Annotated in this window: 16 protein-coding genes; 8 read left to right on the plus strand and 8 right to left on the minus strand. The window is 42.5% G+C overall.

The window, feature by feature from the left end; translation table 11 throughout:
* The first annotated feature begins 63 nt into the window (after positions 1 to 63).
* Both K429_RS0125420 and K429_RS0125425 read left to right on the plus strand, forming a co-directional pair.
* Complete coding sequence (locus K429_RS0125420; protein ID WP_029328572.1) at positions 64 to 1,623, plus strand: TlpA disulfide reductase family protein; 1,560 nt, start codon at positions 64 to 66, stop codon at positions 1,621 to 1,623.
* A 100-nt stretch (positions 1,624 to 1,723) separates the two neighbouring features.
* Entirely contained in the window at positions 1,724 to 3,394 is a 1,671-nt protein-coding gene (locus K429_RS0125425) for a formate--tetrahydrofolate ligase (RefSeq protein WP_029328573.1), read from the plus strand.
* 59 nt (positions 3,395 to 3,453) lie between these two features.
* Here the strand turns inward: K429_RS0125425 and K429_RS0125430 are convergent, their stop codons facing one another.
* The 7 genes from K429_RS0125430 to pyrB all read right to left on the minus strand — a co-directional run bounded on the left by K429_RS0125430 (position 3,454) and on the right by pyrB (position 9,118).
* Entirely contained in the window at positions 3,454 to 4,482 is a 1,029-nt protein-coding gene (locus K429_RS0125430; RefSeq protein WP_155923479.1) for a hypothetical protein, read from the minus strand.
* Between the two features lie 12 nt (positions 4,483 to 4,494).
* Positions 4,495 to 4,683, minus strand: a complete 189-nt coding sequence (locus tag K429_RS0125435; protein ID WP_029328575.1) for a hypothetical protein — start codon at positions 4,681 to 4,683, stop codon at positions 4,495 to 4,497.
* Positions 4,684 to 4,941: 258 nt separating this feature from the next.
* On the minus strand, positions 4,942 to 6,222 hold the full coding sequence (gene glyA / locus K429_RS0125440; protein WP_007218378.1) for a serine hydroxymethyltransferase: 1,281 nt from the start codon (positions 6,220 to 6,222) through the stop codon (positions 4,942 to 4,944).
* 104 nt (positions 6,223 to 6,326) lie between these two features.
* Entirely contained in the window at positions 6,327 to 7,079 is a 753-nt protein-coding gene (locus K429_RS0125445; RefSeq protein WP_029328576.1) for a porin family protein, read from the minus strand.
* Between the two features lie 23 nt (positions 7,080 to 7,102).
* Positions 7,103 to 7,669 (minus strand): flavin reductase family protein, encoded by a 567-nt coding sequence (locus tag K429_RS0125450; protein ID WP_007214024.1) that lies wholly within the window; start codon positions 7,667 to 7,669, stop codon positions 7,103 to 7,105.
* 20 nt (positions 7,670 to 7,689) lie between these two features.
* A complete protein-coding gene (gene pyrI, locus K429_RS0125455; protein WP_007214025.1) occupies positions 7,690 to 8,151 on the minus strand; it encodes an aspartate carbamoyltransferase regulatory subunit in 462 nt (153 codons plus the stop codon).
* Between the two features lie 37 nt (positions 8,152 to 8,188).
* On the minus strand, positions 8,189 to 9,118 hold the full coding sequence (gene pyrB, locus K429_RS0125460; RefSeq protein WP_007214026.1) for an aspartate carbamoyltransferase: 930 nt from the start codon (positions 9,116 to 9,118) through the stop codon (positions 8,189 to 8,191).
* 714 nt (positions 9,119 to 9,832) lie between these two features.
* Here pyrB and K429_RS0125465 point away from each other — a divergent pair.
* The 5 genes from K429_RS0125465 to K429_RS0125485 all read left to right on the plus strand — a co-directional run bounded on the left by K429_RS0125465 (position 9,833) and on the right by K429_RS0125485 (position 15,950).
* Positions 9,833 to 12,154: a transglycosylase domain-containing protein gene (locus K429_RS0125465; protein WP_029328577.1), complete on the plus strand. Its 2,322-nt coding sequence runs from the start codon at positions 9,833 to 9,835 to the stop codon at positions 12,152 to 12,154.
* Positions 12,155 to 12,189: 35 nt separating this feature from the next.
* Entirely contained in the window at positions 12,190 to 12,555 is a 366-nt protein-coding gene (locus tag K429_RS0125470; protein WP_007214029.1) for a 2-amino-4-hydroxy-6-hydroxymethyldihydropteridine diphosphokinase, read from the plus strand.
* 73 nt (positions 12,556 to 12,628) lie between these two features.
* Complete coding sequence (kdsB, locus tag K429_RS0125475; protein WP_029328578.1) at positions 12,629 to 13,378, plus strand: 3-deoxy-manno-octulosonate cytidylyltransferase; 750 nt, start codon at positions 12,629 to 12,631, stop codon at positions 13,376 to 13,378.
* Positions 13,372 to 14,661 (plus strand): pitrilysin family protein, encoded by a 1,290-nt coding sequence (locus K429_RS0125480; RefSeq protein WP_029328580.1) that lies wholly within the window; start codon positions 13,372 to 13,374, stop codon positions 14,659 to 14,661. Before kdsB ends, K429_RS0125480 begins: the two co-directional genes overlap by 7 nt.
* A 125-nt stretch (positions 14,662 to 14,786) precedes the next feature.
* Entirely contained in the window at positions 14,787 to 15,950 is a 1,164-nt protein-coding gene (locus tag K429_RS0125485) for a phosphatidylinositol-4-phosphate 5-kinase (protein WP_007218382.1), read from the plus strand.
* 101 nt (positions 15,951 to 16,051) lie between these two features.
* Here the strand turns inward: K429_RS0125485 and K429_RS0125490 are convergent, their stop codons facing one another.
* Positions 16,052 to 16,990 (minus strand): ribose-phosphate pyrophosphokinase, encoded by a 939-nt coding sequence (locus tag K429_RS0125490; RefSeq protein ID WP_007214035.1) that lies wholly within the window; start codon positions 16,988 to 16,990, stop codon positions 16,052 to 16,054.
* Positions 16,991 to 17,168: 178 nt separating this feature from the next.
* Between K429_RS0125490 and K429_RS0125495 the strand changes: the two genes are divergently transcribed.
* Positions 17,169 to 21,515: a DUF5113 domain-containing protein gene (locus tag K429_RS0125495; protein ID WP_081679843.1), complete on the plus strand. Its 4,347-nt coding sequence runs from the start codon at positions 17,169 to 17,171 to the stop codon at positions 21,513 to 21,515.
* Positions 21,516 to 21,523 lie beyond the last annotated feature (8 nt).

The following is a 21,523-nucleotide window of genomic DNA, read 5'->3' on the forward strand; positions in this document are numbered from 1 at the left end:
ATCTCGGAGAAATCATATAGTTTTGTGCGTAGATATATAATTTTATAACTAAACAGCACGTATATGAAAAAAGAGATTGTAACGCTGTTCTTAATGACAAGTGTTTGGGCGGCACAAGCTCAAGGGACTTTTACAATAGAAGGGCAAGTAAAGAATGTAGAAGACGGAGCTTTAATCACTTTGTTTCGTTTAGATGGAAATGTGGGTAGCAGTATCGGTGTTGATACGATTCGTAACGGACATTTTCGTTTTCAGGCAGAAACATTGGGGAACGAAACAGAAATAGTGGATATGATGGGAAGAAGTGACAAGTTTCCTTCCATGAGTTTAAGGCTTTGGGTGCGTCCGGGAGATAATATACGGATAAGCGGTGAAAATACACTGATACGAACTTGGGACGTGAAAAGCACTGTTCCGGAACAAGTGGCTAATCAGGCTTTTATAAACGACTCACGCGAATTGTGGAATGAATATCAGCGCAATTCTTTGTTGCAGCGTGCATATCGCCGGAAGTATGCAGGAAGTGCGGTGGACGAAGAAAGACAGGCGATACGTGCACAAGCTGATAGTTTACGGAAGCTGGAAGATGAAATTACGATCCGTATTGATGCCAACACTATAAAACGTATGAAGCAGATTCCTGTTGACGATATTTGGCTGGAGCAATTGGAGAAGTTGGCAATGTCAGCAAAGTATACTGAAAATTATCCTTATAAAGAAGAAGTGATTGCTCTTTATGAAGGACTGACCGATGAAGAAAAACAGACCGATTTGGCAATGAATACATATACATATCTCTTTCCTCCCCAAGTAGTGGAAGTGGGTGATGAAATGGCAGATGCTGATTTGTACGACTTGGAGGGAAATGTACACCGCTTGGCTGATTTTAAAGGTAAATATATCATGTTGGATTTCTGGAGTCGTGGTTGCGGTCCGTGTCTTATGGCTCTACCCGAAATGAAGGAAGTGGCTGAGATGTACAAAGATCGCCTGACAATAGTAAGTCTGAGCATCGATACCAAGAAAGGTTGGGAAACTGCCTCTAAAACGCATGAAATGACTTGGCAGAATCTGAATGAATTGAAAGGAAGTAATGGATTATTTGCCAAGTATGGAGTACGTGGAATTCCAAATTATGTCCTTATTTCACCTGAAGGACGCATTGTAGAAAAATGGTTCGGATATAGTGCACACAGCTTGAAACGAAAACTTCGCCGCCTACTGAATGCAGACGAATATGTGATGAGCTTAGGGGAAGAGAATGGACATAAAGTGGTGAATTTCCCGACGGTGAAGAAAAGCAATAACGATATTCCTGAAATCCGCCAGGTAGTATTGACGGATACTGCTACGGTCTTGCGGATTCGTGCCTATTATATACCCAAATATTGGATACAAGTTATGAAGAATATCCAGTTAGTAGCAGACAATGGAACTGTATGTCCGGTTCTTCGTTCGGAAGGTATTCCTTTAGGGGAGAAATTCTATATGCCGGAAAGTGGAGAGGCCGATTATACTCTTTATTTCGCTCCACTGCCTGCCGGAACACGTTCTTTCGATATGGTTGAGCCGGAAGGTTCAAACTCGGATCGTGTAGAAGGTATCGCTTTGACACTTGAATAAGATAACAGAGGCTTTCTTTCCCTAAAATCTTGCTATCTGCACTCTTTTTCGTACTTTTGTAGCTTTCAAAAAGAAAGTTTTATTTAAAGAAGTTCTCTGTATGAAATCAGACATTGAAATAGCCCGCAGCATAGAGCTGAAGAAGATTAAGCAGGTAGCCGAGAATGTAGGTATTCCACGCGAAGAAGTAGAAAACTACGGACGGTATATTGCTAAGATCCCTACACATCTGATTGATGAAGAAAAAGTGAAGAAAAGTAACCTGATTTTGATAACTGCCATTACTGCTACCAAAGCAGGTATTGGTAAGACTACGGTTTCCATCGGTCTGGCATTGGGGTTGAATAAGATCGGCAAGAAAGCCATCGTTGCTTTGCGTGAACCTTCGTTAGGACCTTGTTTCGGCATGAAGGGTGGAGCGGCAGGTGGCGGTTATGCCCAGGTGCTTCCTATGGAAAAGATAAATCTGCACTTTACAGGAGATTTTCATGCCATCACTTCGGCGCACAATATGATATCCGCATTGCTCGATAATTATCTTTATCAGCATCAGGCGGACGGATTCGGGCTGAAAGAAATCATCTGGCAGCGCGTGCTCGATGTGAACGACCGCTCTTTACGTAGCATTGTCACCGGTTTAGGTCCCAGTACGAACGGTATTACCGAAGAATCCGGCTTCGATATTACCCCTGCATCCGAAATTATGGCTATTCTCTGTCTGGCAAAGGACATAGACGACCTGAAACGACGGATCGAGAATATCATCCTTGGTTTCCGTTTTGATGGTTGCCCGTTCACAGTGAAGGAGTTAGGAGTAGCAGGAGCCATCACTGTCTTGCTGAAAGATGCTATCAATCCGAACTTGGTTCAGACAACCGAAGGATCGGCAGCTTTTGTTCATGGCGGTCCCTTCGCAAATATTGCGCATGGTTGTAACTCTATTCTTGCAACGAAAATGGCAATGACTTTTGGAGATTATGTTGTAACGGAAGCTGGTTTCGGTGCCGATCTTGGTGCGGAGAAATTTTATAATATCAAATGTCGCAAAAGCGGGTTGCAACCTAAACTGACAGTGATTGTGGCTACTGCACAAGGCTTGAAGATGCATGGAGGTGTCAGTCTGGATCGTATTAAAGAACCCAATATGGAAGGATTGCAACAAGGCTTCGGCAATCTCGATAAACATATACGCAATCTACATTCATTCGGTCAGACGGTGCTGGTTGCCTTCAATCGTTTTGCCAGTGATACGGACGAGGAGGTAGAAGCAATCCGCCGGCATTGCGAAGAGAAGTTAGGTGTAGGGTTCGCTGTCAATAATGCCTTTGCAGAAGGAGGAGAGGGGGCTGTGGAGCTCGCTAATCTGGTAGTGGATACTATTGAGAAGAAACCTTCTGAACCCTTGAACTTCAGTTATAGTGAAAATGACAGTGTAGAACAAAAGATAGAGAAGATAGCTTGCAATCTTTACGGTGCCAGTGTGGTGACTTACAGTATCCATTCACGTAAAATCATCAAATTGATAGAGAAGATGGGCATTGGTCATTATCCCGTTTGCATTGCCAAAACACAATATTCTTTCTCTGCCGATCCGAAAATATACGGTGCGGTGAACAACTTTGAATTTCATATCAAGGATATTGTAATCAATAACGGTGCGGAAATGATTGTTGCTATCGCCGGAGAAATTCTGCGCATGCCGGGGCTTCCCAAAGAGCCACAAGCTATGCACATCGACATTGTAGATGGAAATATAGAAGGATTGAGCTAACTATCGGAAATAAATATAGAAATAGGGGATGCCGGTATATACTTGCATCCCCTTTCCATTTATTTCAAATCATTCAACATGGCTTTCGGGTCTTTGGCTAACTGTTTCCAGTCGTAGTTTCTCAATAGTCCTAGAAGTGTAGCAATCACGATAACAATACGTGCTGCCCAAAGAACGATGATAACAGCCAGTGTAATAAGACCGAACTTCATGGCATAGATAATCATGCTATCATCATCACGGGTTTTACTTCCATCGCTCCATTTAGTTATGGTGGTGGTCACATATAAAGCGCCGGCAGCACCCACTAAAGCTCCTGCAATGCCGAATAATATCTTTTTGAGACCGGTAGCCATTTTGTCTTCATGGCGACGTTTAGTAATCATATATCCACGTGGACGGCAGGCGAAAATATAAAGCACGATCCAGATAAAACACCAGATCGCTTCCCATCTTTCACGCCATACTCCGGCATCGGCACGATCTACTAGGTGCTTTTTATAAGTTTCCACATTATATGCTTTCAGTTCTTTTATTTCTTCAGTGGCATTTTCCATATATTTTTCATAAAGACTGCGTGTTTCTTCAGAAATGGTATCTACTGCCAACTTTTGGCTATAAGTATCAATGTAACTTTGTTGCCGGGTGATGGCTTCGCTAAGTTCAGTCTGCACTTGCTCATCAGTCAGCGCCTGTCTCTTTGCTACATAATCCTGTTCGCTTCCGGCCTGATAGAAATAATAACATCCCATAATGGCTACACAGATGATGATCCACCATGCGAATGTCCAATGCCGCTGTTTGGACCATTCCAGCACTTCGCGTGTGTCAGCCATTACCTCCATTAGTTCGGTATCCGACGGGTCATCAATGGCTGCTTCCGCTTGTGTCAGCAGATCTTCCATATCCCTTGTTTCCTGGGCTGTTCGAGGATAATAATCTTCATCCGGCTGTCCATGATATCCGGCTGTTTCCCATGCCTGGAACAATAGTTCTTCCGCTTTTTTGTTTCTTTCGTCTTCAGTATTTACATTGCTGTATGTGGTGTTCATACCACCCTGCATGTGTTTCTTGTTTGCTGAGCTCATAGTATTGCAGAATTAAATAGTTTGGGAATTGTTGTTTGCTTGTACCTGTCTTAACTGTTCACGCATTTCGGCGTCTTTTTTGTCCCGGTGACCTTTGTAAGCTTTAAACCCGAAGGTCAGTACATTCCATACACCTTTAAAAAGAGCGATAACAATTTTCAGCATAATCTTACCTGTAGCTACTCCAATGTTTTCTGACATAGTAATTAAAGTTTTAAAGTGAATAATAAATGTAGTTTCCAAAAATAGGGAAATGCAAGCAGGAGTATCCTTTCAATACAACAAAAATAGTGTCAATGCGTAAAAAAAAGAGGTCCGTAGCCTTTATCACAAAGGCTACGGACCATTTTACAATTTAACTATATATTTAATCATTTATATACATACATTTTTTCTCAAAAATGTATATACCTGTCGGCCGGAAAAAACAAAACCGGCTGACTCGTAAAAACAAATTTCTTAATATGCGAACAGCGGATATTTCTCCATTGTCTTATTTACGCGTGCGCGAACTTCGGCAATAACCGCTTCGTTTTCTACATTGGACAAAACCGTTTCAATCATTTCTGCAATTTCCAGCATCAGATCTTCTTTGGCGCCACGAGTAGTGATGGCAGGAGTACCCAAACGGATACCGGAAGTCTGGAATGCAGAACGGCTATCGAACGGAACCATATTCTTGTTTACAGTGATATCGGCAGATACCAATGCTTTTTCAGCAACTTTACCTGTGAGATCAGGATATTTGCTACGCAGGTCAACCAGCATAGAGTGATTATCCGTACCACCGGAAACGATTGTAAAGCCACGGTCGATTAATGCTTGTGCCAGTACGGCCGCATTTTTCTTCACTTGGGCAGCATATTCTTTGAATTCGGGTTGCAGGATTTCACCGAATGCAACAGCTTTTGATGCAATGACGTGTTCCAACGGACCACCTTGGATACCCGGGAATACAGCTGAGTCGATCAACTGAGACATCATCTTGATTTCACCCTTCGGTGTCGTTTTGCCCCAAGGATTAGGGAAGTCTTTGCCAATCAGGATGATACCTCCGCGAGGACCACGCAAAGTCTTATGTGTGGTAGAAGTAACGATATGAGCATACTTCACAGGGTTTTCCAGCAATCCGGCTGCAATCAGTCCGGCAGGGTGAGCCATATCGATCATCAGGATAGCACCTACTTTGTCTGCGATTTCGCGCATACGCTTGTAGTCCCATTCGCGGGAATATGCTGAACCACCACCGATGATCATTTTGGGTTTTTCGCGCAAAGCAACTTCTTCCATCTGGTCATAGTCTACGCGACCGGTTTCCTTATTCAGATTATATTCACAGGGAGTATAGATGATACCGGAAGTATTTACTAAAGAACCGTGTGAGAGGTGACCGCCGTGAGCCAGATTCAGTCCCATGAATTTGTCACCCGGATTCAATACAGCGAGGAATACAGCTGCATTAGCTTGTGCGCCTGAGTGGGGTTGCACGTTAGCCCATTCTGCACCAAAGATTTCCTTTATGCGGTCGATAGCAATTTGTTCGCTCTGGTCTACTACTTCGCAACCTCCGTAGTAACGTTTGCCGGGATAACCTTCTGCATACTTGTTAGTGAGACAGGAGCCCATTGCCTCCATTACTTGGTCACTTACAAAATTCTCTGATGCAATCAGTTCAATACCTTTGAGCTGACGTTGATGTTCTTTTTCGATGATATCGAAAATTAAATCGTCTCTTTTCATTTTGCTTACTTAGATAAGTTTGATAAATCTGTGTTCTCTTATTAAGCGCACAAATTTACGGTAAAAAAATGAATAAACTGTCAGAAAAGACAGAAATTTACTTTCTAAAAGAATACTCCAAAGGAAAAGCTGAGAACATTGTCTCGTCGGTGGAAACGTATTTCGTCAGCGGGTGGATCACCTTCGACGACGCCGTCATCATAAGTCACTTTGCGGGATATATTATGTACTCCTATGTCATAGCGGAAATCGAAGAAAATGCGGGAGATAGTGACGGCTACTCCAAGGGTGAAGCTAAGGTTCAGCGGACGCAGCCTTTCTTTGATTCCCTGCTGGTCGAAATTCTCAAAAGTAACTTCGCTCTTTTTATTCCAGATATAACGAAATTTAGGACCGCCGAATACAGCCAGACTATAGGGCCCCTCCTTAATAACATTATATCCGTAGATCACAGGAATGTCTACACTGTGGATTTCAGAAGTTATAGATGCCATTTCCAAAGGAGCATCTTCTGCGGCAGGTTTTTCGAAAGTAATATTGCAGCGGTTGATATTGTAGGATATTTCCGGTTGCAGGAAATGACGTTCAAAGTTGATACGCATAAAGACAGAGCCGAAATAGCCTATCTTGTAGTTATTCTGCATCTCGTCTATGGTGATTCCGTTTAATGTAAGATTAGATACAAGGAAGAGGGAAGAGGTGAAACCACCTTTAATACCGAAGTTCACCGGACGATCATGGTGATGTTTCTTCAGTGGTTCTTCAACCGCTGTACCGGGCACAAGATGAGATTGCCCCCACGTTGTAGCGGGGAAAAACAAAAGGCACAGGATAAATATTTTCAAAACTTTGTTCATCACTTACCACTAACCGTTAATCACTATCTTTTCTTCTCAACAGACCAGCCAAATTTACCGATCTTTTCACCCAATTCATAGTATCCTCCATGTACATAAACCAGTGGATTAGCTTCCGCCAGCTCCAGTTTCCCGGTTTCCGGGTTCAGGTTCCGGTCGTCGGCACGCACGTTTACCACATCGGCAATAAACATATCATGCGAGCCGAGTGACATGATTTCCTTTACACGACATTCTATACACAAAGGGGATTCTTCAATAAGAGGGGCATTGACCACAGTGCTTTTTCCCGGTGTCAGATGCATTTCTTCAAACTTATTGTAGTCTTTCCCGGAACGTACGCCACACCAATCCGTTGCACGCGCCATATCTTTGGTAGTGAGATTGATGACAAACTCCATATTCCGTTTCAGGATTTCGTAGGAGTGGCGTTCGGGACGTACTGAAATATAGCACATGGGCGGGTTCGTACAAATCGTTCCCGTCCATGCAATTGTTAATATGTTATATTCTTCCGGAATGCTTCCGCAGCTTACCAATACGGCAGGAAGCGGGTAAATCATTGTTCCGGGCTTCCAGTCTTGTTTCATGACTAAAGAGTTACGAGCTCTTATATTATTTCAATTTCGTTCCTGTTTTGTTCTTTCTCGCAATAATGGCATCGGATCACACAATTCTCCTTATCCACTACATGGAATAACGTCGCCATGGGCTCGTTGTTCGTAATACATTTGGGATTAGCACACTTTACAATGCCGCGAAGTTCTTCAGGAAGGCTAACTTCACGTTTTTCCACCACTTCATAATCCCGAATAATATTCAGCTTCACATTAGGTGCTACCACGGCGATACGATTAATTTCGTCATCGCAGAAAAATTTATCCGCAATTTTAATAATGCCTTTAGTACCCAGCTTTCCGCTTTTGAGATTAAAGCCAATGGTGATATTGTTATTCATGTGTTCAAGTCCCAGCAAAGAGACTACTGTGAACAGATTTTCAGAGGGGATATGGTCGATAACTGTACCGTTTTCTAATGCGGCAACCTGTAATTCTTGTTTTTTTTCGCTCATCTTTCAATTTACAATTTAGCAATTTACAAAGTACAATTTAGGCTTTTACCTCATCCAGTGTAATGCCTAATACATCGCAGAGGATAGCCTCACGAGCATACAGACCGTTTTGAGCTTGCTGGAAGTAGTAAGCTTTCGGATTATCGTCTACGTCATAAGCGATTTCATTGACGCGGGGCAGGGGATGCAGAATGCATAAATTGGGACGAGTATGTTCCAGCATCTTGTTGCGCAGGATGTAAACGTTCTTCACCCGTTCGTACTCCATGAGGTCAGTGAAGCGTTCACGCTGCACACGAGTCATGTAGAGGATGTCGGCATCTGCTATGGTTTCTTCCGTAAAGTCCGTATGTTCCACGTATTTGATGCCATGATCACGGCAGTAAATTTTGTATTCTTCGGGCATTCTCAATTCATCAGGAGCTATGAAGTGGAAAGTCGGGTTGAAGTGGCGCATTGCCATCAGCAGTGAGTGTACGGTGCGGCCATATTTGAGGTCGCCAACGAGGAAAATATTCAGGTTCTCCAGTGTACCCTGGGTTTTGTAGATGGAGTAGAGGTCGAGCATCGTTTGTGAAGGATGCTGGTTGGCTCCGTCTCCGGCATTGACGATAGGCACTGTGGTTACTTCGCTGGCATAGCGGGCGGCTCCTTCCAGATGATGCCGCATCACGATGATATCGGCGTAGTTGCTCACCATTTTGATGGTATCTTTCAGGGTTTCGCCTTTCGAAGAACTCGTTGCTTTGGGGTCACTAAACCCGATTACACGGGCTCCCAAGCGGTTGGCTGCTGTTTCAAAACTGAGTCTTGTGCGGGTAGACGGCTCGAAAAAGAGGGTGGCAACCACTTTCCCTTCCAGCAGCCTACGGTTGGGACGGGCTTCAAACTGCTTCGCCATCTCGATCATGTAGAGGATTTTTTCCTTGCTATGCTCGGCAATGGTGACTAAACTTCTGTTTTCCATATCGTTCGTTATTTTATTTCTTTTCGAGAGTTCAAAGGTACGGAAAAGATGCGGAGTACGGAAGAAAGACGGGAGAAAATTTAGAAGTTTTTTTCGTCTCCATAGCCGGTGATCTTCAGTTTATGGGACAAAGAGTTTTGCCCTATGAGCTGAAAAAAATATCTCGTGGGGCGAAAAAACAATCTTACGGGATGAGGTTTCTTATGCGGTGAGATGAATGCCGGAATTTGTTTGGATCATTACCAGCATCAGCAGTAGCTTTTCTTTTTCTTTTCTGCTGTTGTTGTTATATTAAAGAATATATAAGAAAGAAAAATGCATTGTCTGTTTTAGTGAAAGTGTTGAATAATAGCATTTTGCCCTTCTTGATCACACTTTGTTCCTAAGCAAAAAAATGCGTTTTTTTGCAAAAAACAGCTTGGAATCGGCCGTTTCCTAAGCAAAAAACGCCTCCAAAATGCCAGGTTTCATCACCCCAAACGCCACACTTTATCATCGGAAATGCTACATTTCATTCTCCGAAATGCCACACTTTGTGCTTGCTGAAGTGTGGCATTTTACCCATTAAGATGTGGCATTTCCGATGATAAAGTGTGGCGTTTTAAGAGTTTTCTATAGAATTTATAAGGGTGTTCCAATATAATTCCGTACCTTTGCCTTGTTATTTTTACAGGTAATCTATTTTATTGATTTAGTGAATTTACAGTAATAAACATGATAAAGAACATCATAAAAATCCTTTGGATATTCTTAGCCGTCATAGTATTGGCTTGCGTCACTGTTTTCTTCTCCATTGCAAAAGGTTGGATAGGCTATATGCCTCCTGTCGAAGATCTGGAAAACCCAAATTATAAGTTTGCTACACAAATTTTCTCAGAAGACGGGAAGGTGCTCGGAACTTATTCTTTTAGTAAAGAGAATCGTGTGTATGTAGGCTATAATGATCTGTCTCCTAATATTATCAATGCTTTGATTGCAACGGAAGATGTGCGTTTTGCCAAACACTCCGGAATTGATGCCATCGCATTGTTCCGCGCTATCGTGAAGCGTGGTTTGTTATTTCAGACGAATGCAGGTGGAGGTAGTACGATTACACAACAATTATCCAAGCAGCTTTATTCGCCCAGTGCGGATAATGTAATGGAACGTTTGTTTCAGAAACCCATCGAGTGGGTGATTGCCGTGAAATTGGAACGTTATTACACTAAAGAAGAGATACTTACCATGTATCTTAATAAATTTGATTTCTTGAACAATGCAGTAGGTATTAAAACTGCTGCCAATACTTATTTCGGTTGCGATCCAAATGATTTAAAGATAGAAGAAGCCGCTATGCTTGTAGGAATGTGCAAGAATCCATCTTATTTTAATCCTGTACGATATAATGAACGTTCACGCGGGCGTCGTAACGTGGTGCTTGATCAGATGCGTAAAGCCGGATATATCACAGCGGAAGAATGTGATTCTTTGCAGGCCCTTCCGCTTGTTCTGAAATATACTCGCGTTGATCATAATGAAGGAATGGCAACTTACTTCCGCGAATATCTGCGTGGTGTATTGAATGCAAAGAAACCTGTAAAGGGAGATTATCGTGGTTGGCAGATGCAAAAATTCTATGAAGATTCTCTTGACTGGGAAAATAATCCTTTATTTGGTTGGTGTGAAAAGAATACTAAGAAAGATGGCTCTAAATATAATCTTTATACAGACGGTCTGAAAATTTATACCACTATTGACTCTCGTATGCAGCAATATGCAGAAGAGGCGGTAGAAGAGCACCTGAAAGAATTGCAAGGCTATTTCTTCAAAGAAAAGAAAGGACGTAAAAAAGCGCCTTACAGTAACAGAATTACGCAGGAGCAGGTAGATGAAATTCTTACCCGCACTATGAAACAGTCCGACCGTTATCGTATCATGAAGAAAGCCGGGGCATCGGATGCCCAAATTGAAAAAGCTTTCAATACACCTGAAGAAATGTCGGTATTTACCTGGAATGGTGAAAAGGATACAATCATGACACCTATGGATTCTATCCGCTATTACAAACACTTCCTCCGTGCAGGTTTTATGTCTATGAACCCGCATAATGGGCATGTGAAAGCATATGTCGGAGGGCCTAATCATCATTATTTTAAATATGATATGGCAATGGTAGGTCGCCGTCAGGTGGGGTCCACCATTAAGCCTTATGTCTACACATTAGCTATGGAGAGTGGTTATTCTCCTTGTGATGAAGCGCGTCATGTGGAATATACTTTAATTGATGAAAACGGCAAACCGTGGACGCCCCGTAATGCCAATACTAAACGTTATGGAGAAATGGTAACTGTGAAGTGGGGATTGGCTAACTCTGACAACTGGATCACAGCGTATCTGATGAGTAAGCTCAACCCATATTCTCTGAAACGCTTGATTGAAAGTTTTGGTGTACGTAATCGTGAAATTGTGCCGTCAGTTTCTTTATGTCTTGGTCCTTGCGAAATTTCGGTAGGAGAAATGGTCAGTGCTTATACTGCATTCCCCAATAAAGGTATCCGTGTAGCTCCACTGTTTGTAACTCGCATTGAAGATAATGACGGAAATGTATTAGCTACGTTCTCTCCGGAAATGGAAGAGGTTATCAGTGTTTCCAGCGCTTATAAGATGTTGGTTATGCTTCGTGCCGTTATTAATGAGGGAACAGGTGGACGTGTTCGTCGCTTAGGTGTGAAAGCTGATATGGGTGGTAAGACCGGAACAACTAACTATAATGCAGATGGTTGGTTTATGGGCTTTACTCCTTCACTGGTATCCGGATGCTGGGTTGGTGGAGAAGAACGCGATATTCATTTCGATACTATGCTGCATGGGCAAGGTGCTTCTATGGCATTGCCTATCTGGTCTAAATATATGGTAAAAGTGCTTGGAGACAAGACACTGGGATATGATGAAAATGAGACATTCCAACTTCCGGAAGGTTTCGATCCTTGTAAGGATAATGGGGACGTTAATTTTGAATCGGCATCAGAAACTGGTTTGGATGACTTCTTTGATTAAAGTTCAAGTGTCGGTCTAAATTCTTGATTTCGAAAGTGGTTTATACAATCAGCATCGGTAGTAACGAGCAACAGAAAGAGAATCTTTCGTTGGCGCGGAAGCGGTTGAAAGAACTGTTTCCTGGTATTCGTTTTTCTACGGAAGAAGAGACTAAACCGCTTTATTTCCGGCGTTCATCCTTATTTTCCAATCAGGTGGCACGTTTTATTTCCAGTAGCGATGCGGCGGAAATAACTTCTTGTTTGAAAGCTATTGAACGGGAAGCGGGGCGGATGCCTGAAGAGAAAAAGCAAGAAATAGTCCGGTTGGATCTGGACTTATTATCATGTGATGATACAGTCTATAAACCCGACGATTTAAAAAGGGACTATATTTGCCGGGGATTGAAAGAAATAGAGTAATTTAAAATGGGTACGCGGACGACGCGGATAAAGCGGACGAACGCGGATCTATAAAATAGTAAATATAAATATGTTGAAGTTTTTAGGAATCATTCCCGCCCGTTACGCATCCACGCGTTTTCCTGCAAAACCGTTGGCCATGCTGGGAGGTAAAACTGTAATACAGCGAGTATATGAACAAGTGGCAGGTATTCTGGACGATGCTTATGTGGCCACAGATGATGAACGGATCGAAGAAGCTGTAAAAGCTTTCGGAGGTAAAGTAGTGATGACTTCCGTTAATCATAAAAGCGGTACGGATCGTTGCTATGAAGCATATACTAAAATAGGGGGAGGCTTTGATGTCGTAGTCAATATTCAGGGTGACGAACCTTTTATTCAACCCTCCCAACTGGAAACTGTAAAAGCTTGCTTCGACGATATTACGACCCAGATTGCTACACTGGTGAAACCTTTCACTCCTGAGAATGGATTTGAAGCTTTGGAGAATATCAATTCTCCGAAAGTAGTGCTGAATAAGAATATGAATGCATTCTATTTCAGCCGCTCCATTATTCCTTATCAGCGAAATGCGGAAAAACAAGATTGGCTGAAAAATCACACTTATTATAAGCATATAGGATTATACGCCTATCGTGCTGAAGTTTTAAAAGAGATTACTTCGTTGCCGCAATCTTCGCTGGAACTGGCAGAATCGCTGGAACAACTTCGTTGGCTGGAGAATGGCTATACCATTAAAGCCGGTATAACCGAAGTAGAGACCATCGGCATTGATACTCCCCAGGATTTGGAAAAGGCTGAAGAATTCTTGAAAATATGTTAGACAGAACTATCCAGCCCCGTATTTGTGAGCCGGAACAACTGGCAGTGCCATCTCCTGAATGTCGGGTGATGAAAAATGGCATACCTTTATATATACTCAATGCCGGGGATAATGAAGTAGTCCGAATTGATCTGTTGATAGAGGGTGGACGCTGGCAACAGAGCCAACGCTTGCAGGCTTTGTTTACCAACCGGATGCTGCGCGAAGGTACCCGGCGTTATTCGGCCGCGGCCATTGCCGAAAAATTGGATTACTATGGTGCTTGGTTGGAGCTTTCCAGCTCGTCCGAGTATGCTTATATCACCCTTTATTCTTTGAATAAATATCTGCCGGAAACTTTAGATATTTTTGAATCTATCGTAAAAGAACCTCTCTTCCCTGAAAAAGAGTTGGGAGTGATTATCGACAGCAATATCCAGCAATTTCTTGTGAACGGCTCCAAGGTGGACTTTCTGGCCCATCGCACTTTGATAAATGCCGTATATGGCGATACGCATCCGTGCGGGCAATTAGTGCAGAAGGAAGATTATCATTTGATCAACCCTTCTGTCTTGCAATCGTTTTACGACCGATATTATCATTCCGGAAATTGCAGTATCTATCTTGCGGGGAAGGTCAGCGAAGACGCTATCCGTCGTATTGAAACTCTTTTTGGAAGTGAACCTTTCGGTAAAGATTTCCGCAAACCGGAAAAACTGTCTTATGTTCCGGTAACTTCTTCTGAGAAACGTATTTTTACCGAGCGTGCCGATGCAATGCAAAGTGCTGTTCGCATGGGAATGCTTTCTTTGGATCGACGCCATCCTGATTATTTAAAAGTTCGCGTTCTGGTTACCTTGTTCGGAGGGTATTTCGGTAGCCGTTTGATGTCTAATATTCGTGAAGATAAAGGATATACGTATGGTATATCTGCCGGTATCATGCCTTATCCCGATAGTGGATTGTTGGTTGTCAATGCAGAGACTGCTAATGAATTTGTAGAGCCGCTTATCAAAGAAGTTTACCATGAAATAGACCGCCTGCAAAATGACCTCGTACCTGTCGAAGAACTTGCTATGGTGAAAAACTATATGCTGGGCGATATGTGTCGCAGCTATGAGTCTGCCTTCTCACTGGCGGACGCTTGGATCTTTATTCATACTTCCGGCCTTCCCGATTCGTATGTGAGGGATGCCGTAGAAGCAGTGAAGACAATTACTCCTGTCGAGATACGCGAACTTGCCTCACGCTATTTGTGCAAAGAGACATTAAAAGAAATTGTATCCGGCAAAAAAATGTCATAAAAAAGGTGTGATACCCCTTCCTTTTAGCAGATTAATTGTATCTTTGTGCAAATACTATATAAGGCGTGTAACAAGTTGCTGCGTTTACACGTCTTTTTATTAAAATCGCTAATTTATAATTTTCAATGAAATATCTATATACTGCACTCATTCTGGTATTCATGTCCCAAGGCGGGGCGACGGCCCAGGAAAAGAAATCTGGTTTCTTCGACAAAGTAAAAACAACTTTCTCTTCTGAAATAAAGATAGGAACTCATACCTTTAAAGACGGTTCCGTATATACGGGTGAAATGAAAGGACGTAAACCCAACGGAAAGGGTAAGACGGTGTTCAAGAATGGCAATGTCTACGAAGGTGAATATGTGAAAGGAAAGCGTGAAGGATATGGTACTTATACATTTCCTGACGGCGAAAAGTACGAAGGACAATGGTTTCAGGATCAGCAACACGGTAAGGGTATCTACTATTTCATGAACAACAACCGTTATGACGGCATGTGGTTTCAGGATTATCAGCAAGGCAAAGGTACAATGTACTACTATACCGGTGACATTTACGAAGGAGACTGGGTAAATGATAAACGTGAAGGTCAAGGTACATACACCTGGAAAAACGGTTCCAAATATGAAGGTTCCTGGAAGAATGATAAGAAAGAGGGTAAAGGTACTTTTGTCTGGAATGACGGCTGTAAATACGAAGGTGACTGGAAGAACGATGTGCGTGATGGAAAAGGAACTTTCGAATATGCCAATGGAGATAAATATGTAGGCGACTGGAAAGATGATATGCAACATGGCAAAGGTATTTACTTCTTCCACACCGGCGACCGCTATGAAGGTGCGTATGTGCAGGGTGAACGTACCGGTGCCGGTATTTATTATCACGCCAACGGCAATAAATATGTAGGAAACTTCAAAGACGGCATGCAACATGGAAAAGGTGTATTCACCTGGGCAAATGGTGCAGTCTATGACGGCGACTGGAAAGACAACCAACGTGACGGCCGCGGAACGTATAAATGGAATGTAGGTGATTCCTACGAAGGCGAATGGAAAAACAACCAGTTCAATGGTCAGGGAACCCTGATTATGACAGACGGAACTAAGTATAAAGGTGGTTTTGTGAATGGTATGGAAGAAGGTAACGGTATACAGGAGGATAAAAACGGTAATCGTTACGAAGGCTTCTTCAAGCAAGGCAAAAAACACGGTCCTTTTGTTGAAACGGATAAAAACGGAAAAGTAATAAAAAAGGGCACGTATAAAATGGGAAGACTGGAATTAAATTAAAAATTAATAATTAAAAATTAAAGGCTGCGCGATGTTACATTAACTGCGCAGCCTTTAATTTTTAATTATTAATTTTTAATTTCTAAATTGCCAAAGGCAATTTAGATAATGTATTGTGAACTGATAGACTCATTATTCACCACTCTCTTGATGGTTTCTGCAAACATATCAGCAATACTGAGTTGTTTTACTTTCGCGCATTTCTTAGAGTAGGGGATACTATCGGTAAATACGATTTCGGTCAGACTGGATTCCTGTACACGGAAAGACGCCGGGTCGGACATTACACAGTGGCTTGCAATAGCGCGTACTGATTTAGCACCAGCATCCAACATAATGTTAGCTGCTTTGGTGATAGTACCGGCTGTATCTACGATGTCATCTACCAATACTACATTCTTATCGGTTACATCACCGATAATCTGCATGGATGCAACTTCGTTTGCTTTCTCACGTGATTTGTTGCACAATACCAGGGGAACTCCCAAATACTTTGAGAATGTGCTGGCACGTTTGGAACCACCCACATCCGGCGTAGCGATTACAAGATCTTTCAATTTCAAGGACTCAATATAGGGGAGGAACACTGCCGAAGCATACAAGTGATCTACCGGAATGTTGAAGAAACCTTGGATTTGATCAGCATGGAGATCCATCGTAATCAAACGATCGATACCTGCTACTGAAAGTAAATCGGCTACTAACTTTGCGCCGATAGAAACGCGAGGTTTGTCTTTTCTGTCCTGTCGTGCCCAACCGAAATATGGAATGACTGCAACAACGCTTTTAGCAGACGCTCTTTTAGCAGCGTCGATCATCAGCAGAAGTTCCATTAAATTGTCGGAATTAGGGAAGGTGGATTGAACCAGGAATACATGTGCGCCACGAATTGACTCTTCATAGGAAACAGCAAACTCACCATCAGCAAAGTGGGTGATGTTCATCTTTCCCAGAGGGCAATCAAGGCTTGCGCAGATTTTCTCTGCAAGGTATCTCGAGTTAGTTCCGGAGAATACCATTACGGGTGCTTTTTCGCTCATTTTGTAATAGATGTTACCTATTTGTTTAATACGGCTGCAAAGTTATGAATTTCCCGCTACATTCTACAAGACTTATTGTAGAAAAATCTTTTTTCTTTCCCGGATTTATTTGTAGCTTTGCTAAGTGAAACGGTTTCCTCATATACGATTGGTGGGCTTACTGTGTTTTTGCATAGTAATGATTTCTTGTGTGGGTACTGCTCCCACCAAGGAAGTACATCTTATCGATTCGCTCAACCAAGTGGCTTATTCTTATCGGTATAAAGACCTGGACTCTTCTTGTCATGCTGCCACACAAGCTTATGGAAAAGTAAATCTGTATAGTCAGGGGAAAGCGGAAGCATCCAATAATCTGGGTTTTTGTGCTTTTATGCGCATGGATTTTGAGAAAGCGGAGAAGTTTCATAAAGATGTGTATAGTCTCACGAAAAATGAACTGGAATTGCTGGTTGCCGATATCGGATTGATGAAAATCTATCAGCGGACGGCCATGAACAAAGAATTTTATGACTATCGGAACAGTGCCCTCCGCCGCATGAAACGAATAGATGAAGATAACAAGCTTTTCGTAGATAAGCACGAACGGTTGAGACTGAACTATGCACGCTCCGAATTTTATATCGTTTCCGCAGTTTATTACTACTATCTGCAACAACGTCCGGAAGCGGTGGCTTCCATCAACGAAATATATCCGCAGGAAGAACTTGTAGCGGATACGAACCAGTTACTGTATTATCATTATATAAAAGGATCGGCAGCACTTTGTGATGGTGAAACGGCGGATGAACGTCGTTTGCGTGAATTCGACGAACTGTATACAACTTGGAAAATGGCATCCCGCGGAGGATACTTGTATTTTGAAGGTAATGGAGTACAGGGGCTTGCTAACCTGATGGCATCTCCCGATAATTATGACTTTTTCCAGGTCAGGCGTTCTCATGCATTGAAACAGTTTGATGTTCCCGTGGATTCTTTGTTGCCCATGCGTTTAGGACAATTGGCTTTGAAGAAATTCAAGCAATATAATGATGTGTATCAGATTGCCGGTGCCTATGTTTCTATTGGTAAATATTTGAATGCGCATGATAACTACGCCGAAGCATTGGATACATTGACGCTTGCCTTGGAGTGCGTGAACAGTCATCATCGCCGTTTTTATGATTGCCACGATAGCCTGGACTGGTTGAAAACCTATGATATACGGGATACCATTTCTTCAGAAAAAGCATGGATAGAGCGTAAGTTACGAACCGTTCCGGAATGGATTTCACGTATTCGCGAACAACTGAGTGTTACGTATGCCGGACTGGAAATGAAGCAACACTCTGATTATAATCGCAATATTTATCTGGATATTCTGGAAGATACCCGGCAGGATAAGGAGTTGGAAAGCCGTTATCAGGCTTTGGAAAGTGAAGCCCGGCAACTCAATATTTTACTCTTCTTCGTGATTGTCGGTTTTATACTGGTGGTTTTATTCTTTTGGATATTCAATAAGCGGTCTAAAGAACGTAATCATGTCCATTTGCACCGTTTAAGGCAGATGTTGGACATTTGTCAGAAAATAACCGCTTCTATTCCCACGGACGCGCAGACGGAAGAAGAGATTGTAGATGCCATTCTGTCTGCTGTGCAGACAGATATAGAGGAACTTTTCAATGTAAAAGACATCCGGATAGAAGATGGGCAGTTGGTATTACCCAAACGTCTTACGAAGGATGAGAAAGCAATACTACATGTGATTGCTCCTTATATTACATGGGCGCTTGATAATGGCATGACTTCCATTTCGCTGGGTGACGAACGACGCCGGTTGGAGAAAGAACGGTATGTGTACGAACAGCATATAGCCGGGAATAAACGTCAGAATCTTATAAAGAAAGCGTGTATGGCCATTGTGAACGGTATTCATCCGTACATAGACCGTATTATTAATGAAGTGCATAAACTGACGGAAAAGGGTTTTATCCATGACGAACACATCAAAGCCGAGAAGTATCAATATATGGACGAATTGGTGACAACCATCAATGAATACAATGATATCCTTGCTTTATGGATTAAAATGAAGCAGGGTAGCCTGAGCTTGAATATAGAAACATTCGGGTTGAACGAGCTTTTCGATCTGATACGGAAAGGAAGCCGTGCCTTCGAAATGAAACAGCAACAGCTGGAAGTGACGCCAACGGATACCTATGTGAAAGCTGACAAGGCGTTGACGCTGTTTATGATAAATACGCTTGCCGAAAATGCCCGTAAATATACTCCAAAGGGAGGTAAGGTAAAGGTCTATGCAAATCCGACAGAAGAATATGTGGAAATCTCAGTAGAAGATACCGGTTATGGTCTTTCTGAAGAAGATGTGACGCGTATTGTCGGTGAGAAATTGTATAATTCGCAGGAAATAGGCATACTAGATGCTGCCGACCGGGAAGAACTGCTGAAAAATAAAGGGAGCGGCTTCGGTCTGATGAATTGTAAAGGTATCATTGAGAAATACCGGAAGACGAACGAAGTATTCAGAGTCTGTTTGTTCAATGTAGAAAGTACTTTAGGGAAGGGCAGTCGTTTTTATTTCCGTTTGCCTACAGGAGTGCGTAAAACTTTGATGGTATTTTTGTGCATATTCTTTTCTATAGGCATGAGTTCGTGCAATAAAGCAGTGGAGGAAGCGGTGATGCAACCGGATGAAATCTATGCGCAAACGGCTCAGGATTCTTTGTCATTAGCTGCGGAAAATGAGTTTGAAGCTCTGTTGAATGAGGCGTCAGACTATGCTAATGATGCCTATTATAGTAATGTGGAAGGAAATTTTGAACAGGCTTTGGAATATGTAGACTCTGCCATGTCTTGCCTGAATGCGCATTATAAAAGGTATGCCCAGGAGCCGCAGCGCTATATGTCATTGAGAGGAGAAGGGGAGCCGGGGGAGTTATCCTGGTGGAATGATCTTTTCAATTCGGACTTTCATGTCATTCTGGATATCCGGAATGAGGCGGCTGTCGCTTTTCTTGCGTTGAAACAATGGGATGCATACAGTTATAATAATGCCGCTTATACGACTTTGTACAAATTGCTGGGTGAAGATCAGTCTTTGGAGGAATATTGTCGTCAACTGGAACGTTCCACCAATAATAAGATGGTGGGTGTTATCCTGTTTATCGGACTTATAGCTATGTTGCTTTTGGGATATTACATCCTGTATATTCGCAAACGTCTTGTAAACCGTTGGAATCTGGAACAGGTTTTGGAAATCAATAGACAGATATTTGCTGCCTCCCTGATACAAGTTCCCGAAACAGAAGAGGCATTGCAACGGGAAGAAGATACCCTGAAAGCTATTCCTCAACGTATCGTTGACGAAGGCTTCGATGCCGTAAATGAGTTGCTAAGTATTGATCGGTTGGGAATCGCCGTTTATAATGAAACGACACATCAACTGGAATATGCGTCAAATTCTATAGAAAATGAGTTGTCCTCTGCGGGAGATAATGGAACATCTACGGCAGAAGATGAACTTTGGAAGGAAGTAGTTCAACGCTGTTTTGAACAGCATACTCAACTGTCCGCACCGGGATTTGAAGCTTTGCCTTTAGTAGTGGATGCTGCGGGTGATTCGCGCTGTGTGGGTGTGTTATATCTTGAACGGCAAGAGAATGTCGATCAGGAGACGGCTCATCTATTGCTGGAATTGATTGCGCGGTATATAGCGATTGTGGTCTTCAATGCAGTTGTGAAACTGGCAACAAAATACCGCGACATCGAAGCTGCACATGAAGAAGCACACCGGGCGTCATGGGAGGACGGTATGTTGCATGTGCAGAATATGGTACTTGATAATTGTCTTTCCACCATCAAGCACGAGACAATTTATTATCCGAATAAGATCAAGCAACTCATTGGTAAACTCCGTTCAGGTATTCTCTCAGAAACGGAAGAAAAAGAGACGGTTTCAGCTATCAGCGAATTGATAGAATATTATAAAGGTATATTTACCATATTGAGTTCGTGCGCATCGCGACAGTTGGAAGAAGTTACGTTCCGTCGCGGGATAATTTCTGTACCGGAGTTGTTTGCTCTGGCAGAAAAGTATTTCCGTAAAGCAAATAAGGGAAAAGGGGTTGCTGTATCTTTCTCTACAAGAGCTATTGATGAAAGAGTGGTCGGAGATTTTATCCAACTCCGCTTCTTATTGGAGAATCTGATAGATGAAGCTTTGTCTGTTCCTCTGGGTGGAGAAATACATTTGGCAGCAGCAGTAGACGGAGAATATATTCGTTTCCTTTTCACTGATATGCGAAGGACGAAAACCCGTGAGGAATTAAATCAACTTTTCTATCCAAACCTGGAACGTATGACGGCAACAGGAGAAAAAGGAGAGTTGCGAGGTACGGAGTATCTCGTCTGCAAGCAGATTATTCGCGACCATGACGAGTTTGCCGGAAAACGTGGCTGTCGCATCAATGCTGAACCGGCTGAGAATAGTGGATTTACAGTTTATTTCACGATACCGAGAAGAAAATAAAATTAAAG

The organism is Bacteroides sp. 14(A) (genome assembly GCF_000526555.1).
GTDB lineage: Bacteria > Bacteroidota > Bacteroidia > Bacteroidales > Bacteroidaceae > Bacteroides > Bacteroides cellulosilyticus.